The 15569-nt window shown below is 72.5% G+C and carries 12 protein-coding genes; 10 read left to right on the top strand and 2 right to left on the bottom strand.

The window, feature by feature from the left end; all coding sequences use genetic code 11:
• Window positions 1–44 precede the first annotated feature (44 nt).
• The 4 genes from AC1Q7O_RS01640 to AC1Q7O_RS01625 all read left to right on the top strand — a co-directional run bounded on the left by AC1Q7O_RS01640 (window position 45) and on the right by AC1Q7O_RS01625 (window position 3123).
• A complete protein-coding gene (locus AC1Q7O_RS01640; protein ID WP_492662318.1) occupies window positions 45–920 on the top strand; it encodes an LOG family protein in 876 nt (291 codons plus the stop codon).
• A gap of 4 nt (window positions 921–924) precedes the next feature.
• Complete coding sequence (rocF, locus tag AC1Q7O_RS01635) at window positions 925–1845, top strand: arginase (RefSeq protein ID WP_492662319.1); 921 nt, start codon at window positions 925–927, stop codon at window positions 1843–1845.
• Between the two features lie 56 nt (window positions 1846–1901).
• Window positions 1902–2735, top strand: coding sequence for a metallophosphoesterase (locus AC1Q7O_RS01630; protein ID WP_492662320.1), 834 nt, complete (start codon window positions 1902–1904; stop codon window positions 2733–2735).
• 70 nt (window positions 2736–2805) lie between these two features.
• Window positions 2806–3123 carry a hypothetical protein gene (locus AC1Q7O_RS01625; protein WP_492662321.1) on the top strand — a complete coding sequence of 106 codons (318 nt, stop codon included), beginning with the start codon at window positions 2806–2808 and terminating at the stop codon, window positions 3121–3123.
• An 8-nt stretch (window positions 3124–3131) separates the two neighbouring features.
• Here AC1Q7O_RS01625 and AC1Q7O_RS01620 read toward each other — a convergent pair whose 3' ends face one another.
• Entirely contained in the window at window positions 3132–5807 is a 2676-nt protein-coding gene (locus AC1Q7O_RS01620) for a TonB-dependent receptor (RefSeq protein ID WP_492662322.1), read from the bottom strand.
• 183 nt (window positions 5808–5990) lie between these two features.
• Between AC1Q7O_RS01620 and AC1Q7O_RS01615 the strand changes: the two genes are divergently transcribed.
• A complete protein-coding gene (locus tag AC1Q7O_RS01615) occupies window positions 5991–7034 on the top strand; it encodes an alpha/beta hydrolase family protein (protein WP_492662323.1) in 1044 nt (347 codons plus the stop codon).
• 9 nt (window positions 7035–7043) lie between these two features.
• Here AC1Q7O_RS01615 and AC1Q7O_RS01610 read toward each other — a convergent pair whose 3' ends face one another.
• On the bottom strand, window positions 7044–7856 hold the full coding sequence (locus AC1Q7O_RS01610; protein ID WP_492662324.1) for a DUF429 domain-containing protein: 813 nt from the start codon (window positions 7854–7856) through the stop codon (window positions 7044–7046).
• Between the two features lie 38 nt (window positions 7857–7894).
• On the opposite strand from AC1Q7O_RS01610, the gene AC1Q7O_RS01605 reads away from it, so the two are divergent.
• The 5 genes from AC1Q7O_RS01605 (at window position 7895) to AC1Q7O_RS01585 (ending at window position 15569) form a co-directional block, all read left to right on the top strand.
• On the top strand, window positions 7895–9595 hold the full coding sequence (locus tag AC1Q7O_RS01605; RefSeq protein WP_492662325.1) for a GGDEF domain-containing protein: 1701 nt from the start codon (window positions 7895–7897) through the stop codon (window positions 9593–9595).
• 174 nt (window positions 9596–9769) lie between these two features.
• A complete protein-coding gene (locus AC1Q7O_RS01600) occupies window positions 9770–12310 on the top strand; it encodes a cellulase family glycosylhydrolase (RefSeq protein ID WP_492662326.1) in 2541 nt (846 codons plus the stop codon).
• 37 nt (window positions 12311–12347) lie between these two features.
• Window positions 12348–13385, top strand: coding sequence for an asparaginase (locus AC1Q7O_RS01595; RefSeq protein ID WP_492662327.1), 1038 nt, complete (start codon window positions 12348–12350; stop codon window positions 13383–13385).
• A 94-nt stretch (window positions 13386–13479) separates the two neighbouring features.
• Window positions 13480–14118: a TetR/AcrR family transcriptional regulator gene (locus AC1Q7O_RS01590; RefSeq protein ID WP_492662328.1), complete on the top strand. Its 639-nt coding sequence runs from the start codon at window positions 13480–13482 to the stop codon at window positions 14116–14118.
• Window positions 14115–15569, top strand: coding sequence for an efflux transporter outer membrane subunit (locus AC1Q7O_RS01585; protein WP_492662652.1), 1455 nt, complete (start codon window positions 14115–14117; stop codon window positions 15567–15569). The genes AC1Q7O_RS01590 and AC1Q7O_RS01585 overlap by 4 nt, the downstream gene beginning before the upstream one ends.

The following is a 15569-nucleotide window of genomic DNA, read 5'->3' as shown; positions in this document are numbered from 1 at the left end:
GGGGCACAAAATCCAGCGCTGACCTGCCCACAATGCTCACGCCCATGAAGCCTACCGACGTCCCGACGCGCAACTTCCCGACCGCCAAGGAAGAATGCCGCACGCTGCAACCCCACCCCGACTACGACGGCCCGGGCAGCGCCTATGAGCTGGCCTTCAAGGACGAGAGCTTCCTGCTGCGCCAGGACATGCGCGCCGTGCGCATGCAGCTGGAGCTGATGAAGCCCGAGCTGCTGCAGGACGAACAGGGCGTGAAGTCCACCGTCGTCATCTTCGGCAGCGCGCGCATCCCGTCCGCCGAGGCGGCGCAGGCGCTGGTCAGCGCCGCCGAGGCCAGCGGTGACGAGGCCCAGCTGCGCATCGCCCGCAGCAAGCTCGCCATGAGCCGCTACTACGAGGAAGCCCGCCGCTTCGCGCAGATCGTGACGACCGAGAGCGCCCGGCGCGGCCGGCCCGTCGTCGTCGCCACCGGCGGCGGCCCCGGCATCATGGAAGCCGGCAACCGCGGCGCCTACGAAGTGGGCGGCAAGAGCGTGGGGCTGAACATCGTGCTGCCGCACGAGCAGTACCCCAACCCGTACATCACGCCGGAGCTGTGCTTCCGCTTCCACTACTTCGGCCTGCGCAAGATGCACTTCCTGATGCGCTCCGTCGCGCTGGTGTGCTTCCCCGGCGGCTTCGGCACGCTGGACGAACTGTTCGAGTCGCTGACGCTGATCCAGACCGGCAAGAGCCGCCGCCGCCCCATCCTGCTGTTCGGGCGCGACTTCTGGAGCCGGCTGCTCAACGTCGAGCTGCTGCTCGAGACCGGGATGATCAGCCCCGGCGACGAGCAGCTCTTCCACTACGTCGAGACCGCCGAGGAAGCCTGGGCCCTGCTCGAAGCCGAACCCGAACTCGCCAGCATCAACTCTCCTTGAAGCCATGACCAAACTGCGCAACGTCTCCCTCATCGGCGCCCCCACCGACATCGGCGCCGGCGCCCGCGGCGCCAGCATGGGCCCCGAGGCCATGCGCGTGGCCGGCCTGGCCGAGGCGCTGCGCGCACGCGGCGTGGACGTGCTGGACCGCGGCAACCTCGCCGGCCCGGCCAACCCCTGGCTGCCGCCCGTGGACGGCTACCGCCACCTGGACGAGGTCGTCGCCTGGAACACCGCCGTGCACGACGCCGTCTACAGCGAGCTCAAGACCGGCCGCATGCCCATCCTGCTGGGCGGCGACCACTGCCTGGGCCTGGGCTCCATCGCCGCCGTGGCGCACCACTGCCGCGACGTCGGCAAGAAGCTGCGCGTGCTGTGGCTGGACGCCCACGCCGACTTCAACACCAGCGCGCTGACCCCCAGCGGCAACATCCACGGCATGCCGGTGGCCTGCCTGTGCGGCTTCGGGCCGCAGCAGCTCATCGAGATCGGCGGCCACGTGCCGGCCATCAGCCCCAAGTGGGTGCGCCAGATCGGCATCCGCAGCGTCGACGAAGGCGAGCGCCGCTTCGTGCACGAGCAGGACCTGGAAGTCTTCGACATGCGCTTCATCGACGAGATGGGCATGCGCCACACGATGGAGCTGGCGCTGGCGACGCTGGACGACAACACCCACCTGCACGTCAGCTTCGACGTCGACTTCCTCGACCCCGTCATGGCGCCCGGCGTGGGCACCACGGTGGACGGCGGCCCGACCTACCGCGAAGCCCACCTGTGCATGGAGATGATCCACGACACCGGCCGGCTCGCGTCGCTGGACCTGATGGAGCTGAACCCCGCGCTGGACGTGCGCAACCAGACCGCCCAGGTGGCGCTGGACCTCATCGAGTCGCTGTTCGGCAAGAGCACCTTGATGAGGAAGTGAGCGCCTGCCGGGCCGGACGGGAAAATGCACGTGATTGGCCCGCTAGAGTCCGGGCCATGGACGCCACGCCCTACCTGCTGGTCCAGCTCAGCGACACCCACATCACCCACCCCGGCCGGCTGATCTCCGGCCGCGTCGACACCGCTGGCGCGCTGCGCAATGCCGTGCAACGCGTGCTGCAGATCCGTCCACGCCCGGTGGCCGTGCTCATCAGCGGCGACCTCGTCGACGCCGGCCACCCGGCCGAGTACGCGCAGCTGCGCGAGCTGCTGCAACCGCTCATCGACGCTGGCCTGCCGCTGGCGCTGGCACCCGGCAACCACGACGCACGCGCGCCGCTGCAGGCCGCCTTCGCCGACGCGCCCGGGGTGCGCTGCGGCGAGCCTGGCGCCGCCGCCATCCAGTACGCGCTGGACCTGCCGGGCCCGCTGCGCCTCGTCGTGCTGGACAGCCTGCAGGACGGCCGCCCCGACGGCGGCTTCGACGATGCCAAGCTGACCCAGGCCGACGCGCTGCTGGCCGCCCGCGCCGACGTGCCCACGCTGGTGGCGCTGCACCACCCGCCGCACGCGACCGGCCTGGCCGTCATGGACACCATGTCGCTGCGCCATGGCCTGAGCGGCTTCGAGGCGCTGATCGCCCGCCACCCGCAGGTGCAGCGGGTCGTCTGCGGCCACCTGCACCGGCTGACGCTGGGCCAGGTGGCACACGTGGCGGCGCTGAGCGCCCCGTCCACGGCCCACCAGCTCGCGCTGGACCTGCGCACCGACGCGCCGCTGGCCATCACGCAGGAGCCGGCCGGCTGGCTCATCCATGCGTGGGGGCCGGGGCTGCCGCTCGTCAGCCACCTGGCGCAGGCGGGTGAGCATGAGGTCATTCCTGACCTTTGAGCGCATGACGCCGCGGCCCTGGCGCTGCGCAGCGTCGCACACATGGCGAGGCGCTGCCCTGGTGTCGTCAATGCTGCTGCTCTCGACCGTCGCCTCGGCCAGGGAAGACTGCGCCGCACTGGCCAAACGGATCGACGCCACCGTCATCGGCCTGCACCCACCGCTGGAGGGGCGATCTGCCAAGGACCGCGCCACGCCACGGTACAGCGCACCCGCCGCGCATTGCCGACTCACGCAGCGCCCCGTCCAGGCGGACGTCTACCTGACCATCCACACCACGTACAACGGCTGGCTGCAAGTCGGCTTCGTGGACAGCGCCGGCGAAGAACACATCGTCTGGGTGAAGGAGGCCGATGTGCGCATCGGCCCGCCACTGGGCCCCAAGTAGCGCGGTCTTCAGAACCGGTACGTCGCCCCCACCGTCAGGTAGCGCCCCACGGCGCCTTCCTGATGCAGCGACGGGTTGTAGTGCGCGCCGCCCGACGACACGCCGCCGCCCGTGGAGCCAGACGCGAACGCGTCGATGGGCGCCGCGCGGTTGAACAGGTTGGTGACCGAGGCGCGCAGGCTGAGGCCCGTCGTCACCTGCCAGCTGGCGTTCAGGTTGAACGTCGTGAACGACGGCACGTGGCACAGCGGCGAGCCGCCGGCGGGCAACCCGTTCGGGAACACCGTGGACAGCGCGGATGCGCAGTCGGGCAGGTTGTAGCTGCTGTCCTCTACCTTCATGCCGCTGACGTAGTTCAGCGTGCCCGTCAGCTCCACCGGACCGCGAGCCCAGGCCAGGCTCAGCGACGCGCGGTCCTTGGGCGTGCCGGTGTTGGTGGACACGAAGCTGGGCCCGTGCGTGCCGGCCATCTCGTAGACCTGACCGGGGCCGCGGTCGATGGTGTAGCGGATCATGTGCGACCACTGCAGCTGCGGCGTGAACTGGCCCCAGGCGCCGGCGTCGACGCGCAGCCGCCAGTCCAGGTCGACGCCGCTGGTGCGCGCGCTGCCCAGGTTGATGAACGGGTAGGTGCCGTACAGGATGGTGTCGTCGGCGCCGGTGGGCGCGGCGTTGGCCGTCGTCGGGCTGTTGACGCGGTAGAGCTTGGTGCCGTAGGCATCGGGCGTGTCGATCTGGCCCTGGCCGAACAGGCCCACCGAGACGATCTGGTTGCGGATCTTGATGTCGTAGTAGTCCACCGACACGTTCATCGTCGGCAGCGGCTCGAACACGAAGCCCAGCGTCATGGAGCGCGACTTCTCGGGCTTCAGGTCCTTGCCCGGCAGCTGCAGCTGCGTGCCGCCCACGCCGATGTCGCAGGCCTCGCCGGGCTTGACCAGCGCGCACAGCGCCGTGTCCACCAGCGGCGGCAGGTAGCCGGCGCTGGACCCGCTGGTACCGATCTCCACCGGGTTGGGCGCACGGAAGCCGCCGGCGTACGTGCCGCGCAATGTCAGCTGCTTGACGGGCACGTACTTCACGCCGACCTTGGGCGTGACGGACGAGCCGTAGGTGTCGTAGTGGTCGATGCGCGCGGCGGCGTCGATCTCCAGTTGCTTCGTGATCGGCGCGGCCAGCTCGACGTAGGCGGCCGAGATGGTCTGCTTGCCGACGCCGAAGGCGTAGATGTTGCTGGCCTGCGCGCCGCCGGAGAAGCCCTCGGGGAAATGCTCGTCCAGCGAGCGCTTCGAGAACTCGACGCCGGTGCCCAGCGCGAGGTTGCCGCCGCCCAGCTTCATCAGGTCGCGGCTGGCGCGCAGCGACACGAAGTTCAGCGTGTTGGTGGACGTGGAGCGGCCTTCCGGCGTCAGGCCGGCCAGCGCGGCCGCCGTGTTGTTGCCGCCGATGACGTACTTGCCGCTGGTGAGCGCCGCCTGCAGCGCGGGCAGGCTGACGAAGTTGCGCAGGCTCAGCTCGGTGGCCACGCGCGTCAGGCCCAGCGTGGCCTGCAGGTCCCAGCCGGCCCAGCCGCCCTGCAGCTCGGCGACGACCCGCTGCGACTGCGTGGACGTGCGCGAACGCTGCGCCGGCAGGTCGGTGAACTCATAGTCCACCGGGCTGCCGGTGGCGGGGTCGATGACGTTGGTGCCGTTCAGCGCCGTGGGCTGCGGCTGCGGGTGTGCGGGGCCGAAGTTGAAGGTGGTGATGCCGCCGTCGGGCGACACCCAGTTCAGCAGCCCCACCTGCGTCGCGCGGCTGCCCAGCACGGAGGCCGAGACGGACAGCGTCCAGTCCTGCGGCAGCAGCGCCGTCAACTTGCCGAGCACGCTGTAGGTGCGCGTCTCGGGCGCGATCTGCAGCTCGGGGTTGGCCACCAGGCCCAGGTCCTCGCCGCCATAGCGCGTCCAGTCCGAGCCGCCCAGCGCCGGGCGGTCGCTCAGCAGCACCGCGCCCTGGCGACGCAAGCCCGCCGCGAGATAACCCGCGACGCCGTCGCGGTCCAGGTCGCCAAAGCCGCGGATGCCCGAGACCTTGGCCATGCGGCCACCGCCCTTGGACGCGCCGCCCAGCTCGGCCTGCAGCGTCGTGCCCTCGTGGCTGCGCTTGAGGATGACGTTGACGACGCCGGCCATCGCATCCGACCCGTAGATGGCCGACGCGCCGTCCTTCAGCACCTCGACGCGCTCGACGGCCTCGACCGGGATGGACGCGATGTCGACGAAGTCGCGCTGGCCGTCGTCAGGCAGCGGGTAGGAAGCCATGCGGTGGCCGTCGATGAGCACCAGCGTGGCGCCCACGGTGAGGCCGCGCAGCGAGATGCCGCTGCCGCCCGCGCCGAACGCACCCGGCGTGGACTGGCCCAGCGAGCCCATGTTGTTGGCCGACAGGTGCTGCAGCACCTCGCCCAGCGTGCTGTAGCCGGTGCGGGCGATGTCGGCGGCCGACAGCTTCTGCACCGGGCTGGGCGTCTCGGCGTCGGCCCGGCGGATGTTGGAGCCGGTGACCGTGACGCGCGCCAGCGCCGCCTTCTCCTCGCCCGCCGCGCCATCGCCGGTGGCCGCCTGCGCCCACAGCGCGGGCGCGAAACAGCACAACAGGGCCGCGGCAAGCGGCAGCAGGGGCGAGCGGACGGGGGTGTTCACAGTGAGGTCACCTCGGAAGGGCTGGTTGAGAAAGGCGCGATTCTCGACGCAGCAAAAAGCGCGCCGCACGCCGGCGCTGCACGCGTCGCGACGGTGTCAGCGCTGGACAACACCGCCCCCTGGCCGCGGTCGCGGCGGCGATGATGCGGAGCCCGCCACCACCGCGTCCACCAAAGAGCCCTCATGCGACCTGCGCCCCACCGATGCCTGGCCTCCCTGCGACTGGGGCTGGGCGTGCTGCTGTGCCTGTGGGGCAGCCTGGCCTGGGCGGTGTCGTCCCAGGAGGTCTCGTACGACACCGAGCCCGGCGTGCGCATCGCCGCCACGCTGGAACTGCCGGAGTCGGGCGGCGCGGCGGCCGCGCGAGCGCCGGTCGTCGTGCTCGCCGTCGGCGCCGGGCCGTGGGGACGGGGCGGCTACGGCGCGCTGCGCCAGCGGCTTCACGCGGCAGGCGTCGCGACGCTGAGCTACGACAAGCGAGGCTTCGGTGCATCCACCGGGTCCTTCGACGAGTCGCTGCCCGTCGTGTCGCGTGACATCGTGGCCGCGGTGGCCTACCTGAGGTCCCGCGCGGACATCGACGGCCAGCGCATCGCTCTGCTGGGCCACAGCCAGGGCGGCGGGGCGCTGCCGCTGGCCGCCGCCACGTCCGGCGGCATCGCGGGTGTGGTCGTGCTCGCCGCGCCAATCGGAGCACGCGGCGAAGTCTTCGGCGCCAGCATGCGCCAGCAACTGGTCAGCGCCGGCATGCCGGCCGAAACCGCGGGCCGCATCGTGGCGGCCACATCACGCTGGATGGACGGGCGTGCCAGCCAGGCACCGGCTTCGACGCTCGCCACGCTGCGCGAGGCCGCCGTGGCGGCCTTCCGCGACGCGGGCTGGAGCGCGGAACAGGCGCGGGGCGCCGTCGCCGCGCTGGACAACCCGATGCTGCTCTCCATGTACGACGCGCCGCTGGACCAGGACCTGCTGCGCTCGGGCGCGCCGGTGCTGGCGGTCTATGGCGGGGCGGACACGATCGTGTCGCCGGACGTCTGCGTGCCCGCCGCCAACCGCGCGCTGGCCGGCCACCGCGATGCGCTCGTGCTGCTGGTGCCGGGCATGCCCCACGGCCTGGACCGCACCGGCCCGGTGCCGCCGCCCCGCGCCGGTGCGCTGGCCGAGGACGGCATGTCGCCCGTGCTGGTCAGCGCCGTCCAGCACTGGCTGGTGCAGCACCTGCGCTGAGCCCGCGCATCACGCCCCGGCGATCCAGCCTTCCAGCGGGTCCACGCCCTCCGGCCAGCCGTAGCGCGGCTGCTCGGCGGCCCAGCCGGCCTGCAGCAGCGCCAGCACGGCGTCCAGGCTGTCGCCGCTGGCGTCGGCAACCAGCTCGTCGCGCTGCGCGTGGCTGAGCTTCAGGCGCAGGCCCAGCCGGGTGCGGCCCTGCTCCAGCGCGTCGACGATGTCTTTGCGGGCGATCAGCCGCTCGGGCGTCTGCGCGGTCTTGGTATCGCTCTTGTACGAGCGGCGGCCGATCAGCTCGCGCGCCAGCAGGCCGGGGTAGGCCTCCAGGGCGACTCGGCTCTCGTCGCCGGCCAGGTGGCCGGCCAGGTGCACGCCCGCCGCGATCAGCCGCGGCACGCCGGCGTGCAACATCCAGGCCACCGGCGGGTTCACCCACTTCATGCTGGGGCTGGCGCCGGCCGGGCCGTCGCAGGCGCGGTGCGCGAACTTGGCGCCGGCCGGCCGGGCGTCGCAGAACGCGGCGAAGCGGTCGCGGATGTCGGCGCGGTCCAGCGCCGCGTAGTGGGCCATCAGCGTGGCGTAGTCGGTGGGCCAGCCCAGCGCCTCCACCAGCTCGCGCGGCAGGCCGAACGGCAGGTCGAAACCGGCCAGCCACGGCCCGGGGCGGGCCAGCCAGTCGGAGAAGGCGTCCAGGCTGTCCAGCGCTGTCAGGCCGTCCAGCCGCATGACGGCGCCGTGACGGCGGCCCGCGGCGACGCGGATGGGCTTGGCGCGGCGAGGCGCACTCGTGAAGTCGATCCCGAAAACAGTGCGCTCGTGCATGGCCGGCATTCTGGGGCTGGGCAGAATCGCCAGCGCCCATGTCCGACCTGCTCGATCTTCCCTGCCTGCCCACCGATGGCTTCGACGCCGCCGCCTTCGACACCGCCGTGGCCGCACAGCGCCAGCTGGCCTGCGCGGGCGCCTACCAGGCCTCCACCGACGCGCTGGAGCTGCTGCTGCCCACCTGCCCGCCCACCGAGCAGCGCCGCCGTGGCGAGGTGCTGGTGCTGCTGGCCCACCAATACCCGCGGCTGGGGCAGCTGACCGCCAGCGCGCGCTGCGCCACCGAGGCGCTGGCGCTGGCCGAGCGGCTGGGCGACGACCGGCTGCGCGCCGACGCACTGACGACGCAGGCCTTCGTCTACAGCCAGCTGCTGATGGGCCGCGACGCGCTGGAGACCGGCATGAAGGCGCTGGGGGCCGCCCGCCGCGCCGGCGACGCGGTGCGCGAGGCCTGGGCGCTGTGCCGCATCGGCATCGCCTACGCCAGCCTGGACAACACGCGGCAGGCCCAGGCCTGCGTCGGCCAGGCGCTGGAGATCGCCGAGCGGCACGGCGCCACCGAGGTGCGCTTCGCCTGCCTGAACAACCTGGCCTATTTCTGGCTGAGCCGCGTCGAGGAGGCCGGCGTCGCGGGCGACAGCGCCGCGCTGGCCGAGGCGGTGGAGCAGGCGCGCGACATGGCGCGCCAGGCCACCGCGCTGGCCCGCGAGGCGTCGGGCAGCCCCTACCAGGTGGCCGTGTCGCTGTCCAACCTCATCAACGCGCTGCTGGCCGGCGGCCGGCTGGACGAGGCGCTGCCGCTGCTCAACGAGTTCGGCCACCTCGCGCACGACCACGGCTACCGCACGCTGGCGGTGGAGGCCGATGCGCGGCGCGCCGTGTTCCTGGGCCTCAAGGGCGAGCCGGTGCAGGCCGCGCGCATGCTGCAGGCGCTGCTGGACGCCGCCGTGGAGCCGCCGCCCAAGCTGCGCCGGCTGCTGGTGCGCGCGCTGTACGACACGCACAAGGCCAGCGGCCAGTTCCGCGAGGCGCTCGCCTGGCTGGAGGCGCTGGTGAGCCTGGACCGCCAGATCACGCGCGACAACCTGGTGCTGCAGACCGAGGTCATCCTGATCCGCGAACAGGTGGAGCAGGCCCAGGCCCGCGCCGACAGCGCCGCCGCCGACGCGCGCCGCGAGCGCGCCCGCGCGCTGCACCTGGAGAACGAGCAGCAGCGCCTGCGCGAGCACGCCAACGCGCTGGACCGCGCCGCGCACGAGGACGTGCTGACCGGCCTGCACAACCGGCGGCATGCCGAGTTCGCGCTGCCGCTGCTGGTGGAAGGCGCCCGCGTGGCGGGCCAGGTCATCAGCGTCGCGACGCTGGACGTGGACTGGTTCAAGCGCATCAACGACACGCACGGCCACGCGGTGGGCGATGCCGTGCTGCAGCAGCTCGCCCAGCTGCTGCGCCACCGGCTGCGCAGCGCCGACCTGATGGCTCGCATCGGCGGCGAGGAGTTCCTGGCCGTGCTGGTGGGCATCGCGCCGCCGCAGGCCGCCGAGATCTGCGAGCGGCTGCGCCTGGCCGTGGCCGAGCACGACTGGGCCGCCACGGCGCCGGGGCTGGTCGTGCGCATCAGCGTAGGCATCGCCGGTGGCGCGCCGCCGCTGCAGGCCGACCAGCTGCTGCAGCGCGCCGACCACGCCCTCTACGCCGCCAAGCGCGGCGGGCGCAACCGCGTGCACGTGGACTGAGCGTCGCCGCGGCGCCTCCTCCGGCCGGCGCCCCCCACGATTCACAAGCCCCGCGTTCCGCCCGTTGACACGGCGGCCGCGTGTCTCCGATACTGAATTGGAACCGGTTCCAAATTCTTACAACGGAGACAACCAGTGTTTCATTCAGGGTTCTTGAGAAGCGCTGCCGGCCGCATGGGCCGTGCAGCATCGGGCGCATGGCTGGCCGGCCTCATCGGCGCGGCGGCGCTGACAGCCTGCGGCGGTTCGGGCGGCGGTGACGCAGGCACGACGCCCGTTCCCCCCACGCCCACGCCGGTGGGCCTGACGATGCTGAAGACCGCCGGCACGCAGTGGGTGGACGCCGACGGCAAGCAGGTGCTGCTGAAGGGCACCAACCTCGGCAACTGGCTCGTCCAGGAGTTCTGGATGATGGGCCAGGGAGGCAACGGCGTGACCGACCAGTGCACGCTGGAGGCCAAGCTGACCGAGCGCTTCGGCTACAGCGAGAAGGAGCGGCTCATCCAGCTGTTCCGCGACAGCTGGATCACCGCCCGCGACTGGGACCAGCTCAAGGCCTTCGGCTTCAACGTCGTGCGCCTGCCCATCCTGTGGAGCGTCATCGAGGACGAGAAGAAGCCACGCACGCTGCGGGCCGACGCGTGGAAATACCTGGACGCCAGCATCGCCGAGGCGAAGAAGCGCGGCATGTACGTGATCCTGGACCTGCACGGCGCGCACGGCGGCCAGACGCCCAACGACCACACCGGCTGCGCCGGCCAGAACAAGTACTGGACCGACACCGACGCGCAGGACCGCACGCGCTGGGTGTGGCAGCAGATCGCCACCAAGTACAAGGACGAGCCGGTGGTGGCCGCCTATGACCCGCTCAACGAGCCCTGGGGTTCGACACCCGAGGCGATGGTCACGCGCGTGGAGGACCTCTACAAAACCATCCGCGCCATCGACGCCAAGCACATCGTGCTGCTGCCCAGCCACTACGGCAGCATCGACGCCTACGGCAACCCGACCACGAAGGGCATGACCAACGTGGCCTTCGAGATCCACCCCTACCCGGGCCTGTTCGGCGACCGCCCCGGCGACACGCCCTACGCGGTGCACCGCGACTGGCTGCGCTGCGGCCCGACGGGCGCGACCGGCGTGTGTGCTTACAACAAGCAGGTCAGCGAGCTGAAGGTGCCACTGCTGGTCGGCGAGTTCCAGCCCTGGCAGGGTGCGGGGCTGGACCTGGGCGGCCAGATCGGCCGTGCCACCTACGACACCTATGCCAAGTACGGCTGGGCGTCCACGTCGTGGTCGTACAAGATCGTCAGCCCGGCCGGCGGCTCGGGCAAGGGTACCTGGGGCCTGGTGACGAACGCGCCCAACGCCAGCTTCGACACCGGCGTGGGCATGGTGGCCAAGGCCAGCACCTGGGACTGCGCCGGCTGGAACGCCAGCTTCGCCAACGCCTGCGCGACGAAGCCGCCGACGATCAAGGTTGGCGGCACCGGGCCCAAGACCTACTACTTCGTCATCAAGACCGGCGCGGTGGGCGGCAGCGACCCCGACGTGACGTTCGACAAGATCAGCATCGTCGACACCGCCAGCAACGCGGAGGTCATCGCCAACGGCGGCTTCGGCAGCAACACCGGCTGGACGACGCTGGCCATCAGCGGCACGCTGGCGCTGGACTTCAACGACACCACCGCAGGCAAGGCGCCGACGGGCAGCGACGGCGCCGTGCTGCGCGTGACGCGCCCGGCCGGCGTGACCGGCGAGATCAACGGTGGCGTCTACCAGGCCATCACGCTCCAGGGCGGCCGCAGCTACACGCTCAGCGGCGTGTTCAAGGACAACGGCAGCGCCAACACCTGGGCCGAGATGTACCTGCTGGACAAGCCGCCCGTGCCCGGCAAGGACGTCGTCGACATGAACGGCAAGGTGGACTTCACGACCGCCACCGTCGCCGAGATCGAGGCGCTGTTCAAGAGCTACGCGACGCAGGCCAACGAGCCGCACTCGGGCCTGGCGCAGTGGCTGGTCAGCGCGACGGCGCCGGAGGTCTTCCAGCTGCCCGATCGCCCCGCGGGCCTGAAGCTGACCGAAGCCGCCAACGGCAACACGCTGAGCTGGACCGCCAGCACCGACGCGAAGGTGACGGGCTACAACGTCTACCGCGCCAGCAGCGCCGCCGGCAACTACGCCAGGCTGGCCGACAAGGTGACTGCCGCCACGTACGCCGACACCAGCGCGGTGCCGGGCACGACGTACTACTACGTCGTCACGGCCGTGACCGCCGCCAACGAGAGCTACTACAGCGACGCCGCCAGCACCACGCTGCAATACGTGGCCGTGCCGGCGACGCTGCAGGCCGAGGCCTTCACCGCGATGAGCGGCGTCGAGCTGGAGAACTGCAGCGACACCGGCGGCGGCCAGGACGTGGGCCACTTCGACCCGGACGACTGGATCGAGTTCAAGATCAGCGTCGCCAGCGCCGGCAACTTCACGATCGACTACCGCCTCGCCACCGCCAACGGCAGCACCGGCTTCGAGGTCTGGGTGGACGGCGTCAAGGCCGTCAACGTGATGGCCGTGCCCAACACCGGCGGCTGGCAGACCTGGGTCACGCAGACCAGCGCGCCGTTCGCGATGACGGCCGGCAACCACACGCTGCGGCTGAAGTCCGTCGGCAAGGAGTGGAACCTGAACTGGCTGAAGGTGAACGCGCAGTAGCACCCGGGGCGGAGTGCGGCCGGCCTAGACTGGCCGCATGAACCCCGTCCTCATCGAAGTCCTGCGCGGCAGCGCCGTCGAGTCCCGCCATGCCGGCGCGCTGGCCATCGTCGACGCGTCCGGCGCCGTGCACACGGCGCTGGGCGACGTCGACCGCCCCGTCTTCCCGCGCTCGGCCGTCAAGCTGCTGCAGGCCTTGCCGCTGGTGGCCAGCGGCGCGGCCGACACGTTCCAGCTGACCGACGAGGAACTGTCGCTGGCCTGCGCGTCGCACAGCGGCGAGCCCGAGCACGTCGCCACCGCGGCCGGCGTGCTGGCCAGGCTGGGGCTGGACGCGAGCGCGCTGGAATGCGGCACGCAGTGGCCCGGCCGCGAGCCGGTGCTGCGCGCGATGGTGGCGCGCGGCGAGACGGCCACGCCGCTGCACAACAACTGCTCGGGCAAGCACAGCGGCTTTGTCTGCGTGGCCTGTGCGATGGCGCGCAACGCCGGCGCGGACCCCGCCGAGTTCGCACGCGGCTACGTCGCCGCCGAGCACCCCGTCATGCGCGAGGTGTCGGCGGCGCTGTCGGCCACCACGGGCGTGGACGTCGAGCGCGCGCCGCGCGGCATCGACGGCTGCTCCATCCCCACGTTCGCGCTGCCGCTGCGCGCGCTGGCGCTGGCCTTCGCGCGCGCCGGCACCGGCCAGGGCCTGTCGGCAGGGCACGCACGCGCGGCGCAGCGGCTGCGCCGGGCCGTCGCCCGCGCGCCGTTCATGGTGGGCGGCACGGACCGCTTCGACACCCGCGTCATGCAGGCCTTCGGCGAGCGGCTGTTCTGCAAGATCGGCGCCGAGGGCGTCTACTGCGCCGCCCTGCCCGAGCTGGGCCTGGGCGTGGCGCTGAAGATCGACGACGGCGCCGCCCGCGCGGCCGAGGCGGCGATGGCCGCCGTGGCGCAGGCGCTGCTGCGCAGCGAGGATGAGCTGCTGCACGGCTACAGCCACCTCGCGCTGCGCAACTGGAACGGGCTGGACGTCGGCTCGCTGCGGCCGGCGGCGGCGCTGCAGGCGCTGGGCCACGCCCCCGGCTGACCCGCCGCCCGCCCTGCCCGACCCGGCCGGGCGTGAATAAAAACGATACAAAACGAGACCAAGCAAGCGCTTGGTTGGTTTTACAGTCGGCAACATGTCCGCTGCAAAGCCCCCCTCACCCGACGCCCAACCGCCCCGCGAGCGGCTGCTGGCCGAAGCCATGCGCCTGTTCGGCGAGCGCGGCTTCGATGCGGTGACCACCCGCGAGATCTGCGCCGCCGCCGGCGTGAACCCCGGCGCCATCCACTACCACTTCGGCGACAAGGACGGCCTGTACCGCGAGGTGCTGCGGCTGCCGGTCACCGAGCTCAGCGAGCTGCTGGAAGGCTTCGACGACCCGGGCCTGAGTCTGCACGAGTCCATCCGCCGCTTCATCCACCCCTTCCTGTTCGACGACGGCGCCTGCAGCGCGCAGCTGTTCTTCCGCGAGATGCAGGCACCCAGCGCCATCTTCATGGACACGGTGGCGCGCGACGTCGGCCCGCTGTTCGACCGCTTCGCCCGGCTGCTGGCCCGGCACGCCGGCATGGACGAGCCCAACGCCGCCATCCACCAGCTGGCGATGGGGCTGCAGGCCATGGCGCACGACTACTCCATGACCCGCCCGATGCTGGACGCCTTCCACCCCGAGCTGCTGGCCGACGACCCGCTGCTGGAGCAGACCTGCCACCGCCTGGCCGACTGGGGCTGCGCCCTGGTGGCCTACGAAAGCAACCGCCACAAGCCCACATGACACGACGCCCCCTCCTCCTCGCCGCGCCGCTGCTGGCCCTGCTGGCCGCCTGCGCCAGCGCCCCGCCCGCCACGCCGCCCGCCCCGGCCGCCATTCCCGCCGCCTGGCGCTCGCCGCTGCCGCACGGCGGCAGCACGACGGCGCTGGCCGCCTGGTGGCAGGCCTTCAGCGACCCCACGCTGGCCCGCCTCGTCGAGCGTGCGCAGGCGCAAAGCCCCACGCTGGCCCAGGCCGCCGCGCGCCGCCGGCAGGCCGAGGCCGGCGCCGCCCAGGCGCGCGCCGCGCTGCTGCCCGCGCTGACGGCCAACGCGCAGGCCCAGCGCGGCCGCAACCTCAGCGGCATGGCCGGCACGGCCACGACGGCCAGCGGCACGCTGAACGCGAGCTGGGAGATCGACCTGTTCGGCGGCCAGCGCGCCGCCGCCGAGGCCGGTGCCGCTGAGGCCACGGCCGCCACGGCCGACTGGCATGCGGCGCGCGTCAGCCTCGCCGCCGACGTGGCGCAGGCCTATGTGCAGCTGCGGCTGGCGCAGGCCCGCGAGGAAAGCGCCGAGCTGGACACGCGCTTCGCCGAGCAGATCGCCGCCTGGGGCCGCGAGCAGCAGAAGGCCGGGCTGATGAGCGCCAGCGACGCCGCCATCCTGAACACCGAGCGCGCCGTCGCCGCGGCCAACCGCAGCCAGTGGCGCGCCGAAGCGCAGATCGCGCTGCAGACGCTGGCCTTGCTGTGCGGCGAACGCGCCGAGGCGCTGGCCGCCGAGCTGGCACCGCCCGCCGTCGCCCCGCAGGGTTTCGACCTGCGCCGCAGCCAGCCGCGCGCGCCGGCCTTCGACGTGGCCGCGCTGCCCGCGCAGCTGCTGGCGCAGCGCCCCGACCTGACTGCCGCGCACCAGCGCTGGATCGCCGCGGTGCAGACGCAGCGCAGCGTGGAGGCGCAGCGCTGGCCGCAGCTCAGCCTGGCCGCGCTGGCCGGCGAGACGCGGCTGCGCGCCGGGGGCGCGACGAGCAACGCGTCGACCTGGTCGTTCGGCCCGAGCCTGAGCCTGCCGATCTTCGACGCCGGCCTGCGCAAGGCCCGCGCCGAGGGCGCCGAGGCCGCCGCCGACGAAGCCGCCGCCGGGCTGCAGGCCCGCTGGCAGCAGGCCGTGGCCGAGGTCGAGCAGCAGCTGCAACGCGTGACCGCCGGCGCCGAGCGCGAGCGCGAGGTGGACGCCGTCAAGCGCGAGTGGGAAGGCATCGCACTGCGCACCGCCGCCCAGGCCCAGGCCGGGCTGCAGAGCGGCGCGCAACGCAACACCACCTTCCGCAACGCGCTGGCCGCCTACGACGCCGTGCTGGGCGTGCGCGCCGAGCAGGCACTCGCCTGGATCGGCCTCTACCGCAGCCTCGGCGGCGGCTGGACCGACGCCTCGCTCACGAACACCTCCCAGAACACAGCCGCTTCCCGCTGA

The sequence above is a fragment of the Roseateles sp. GW823-FHT07B05 genome (assembly GCF_058794515.1).
This window is presented reverse-complemented; position numbering and strand designations above follow the sequence as displayed.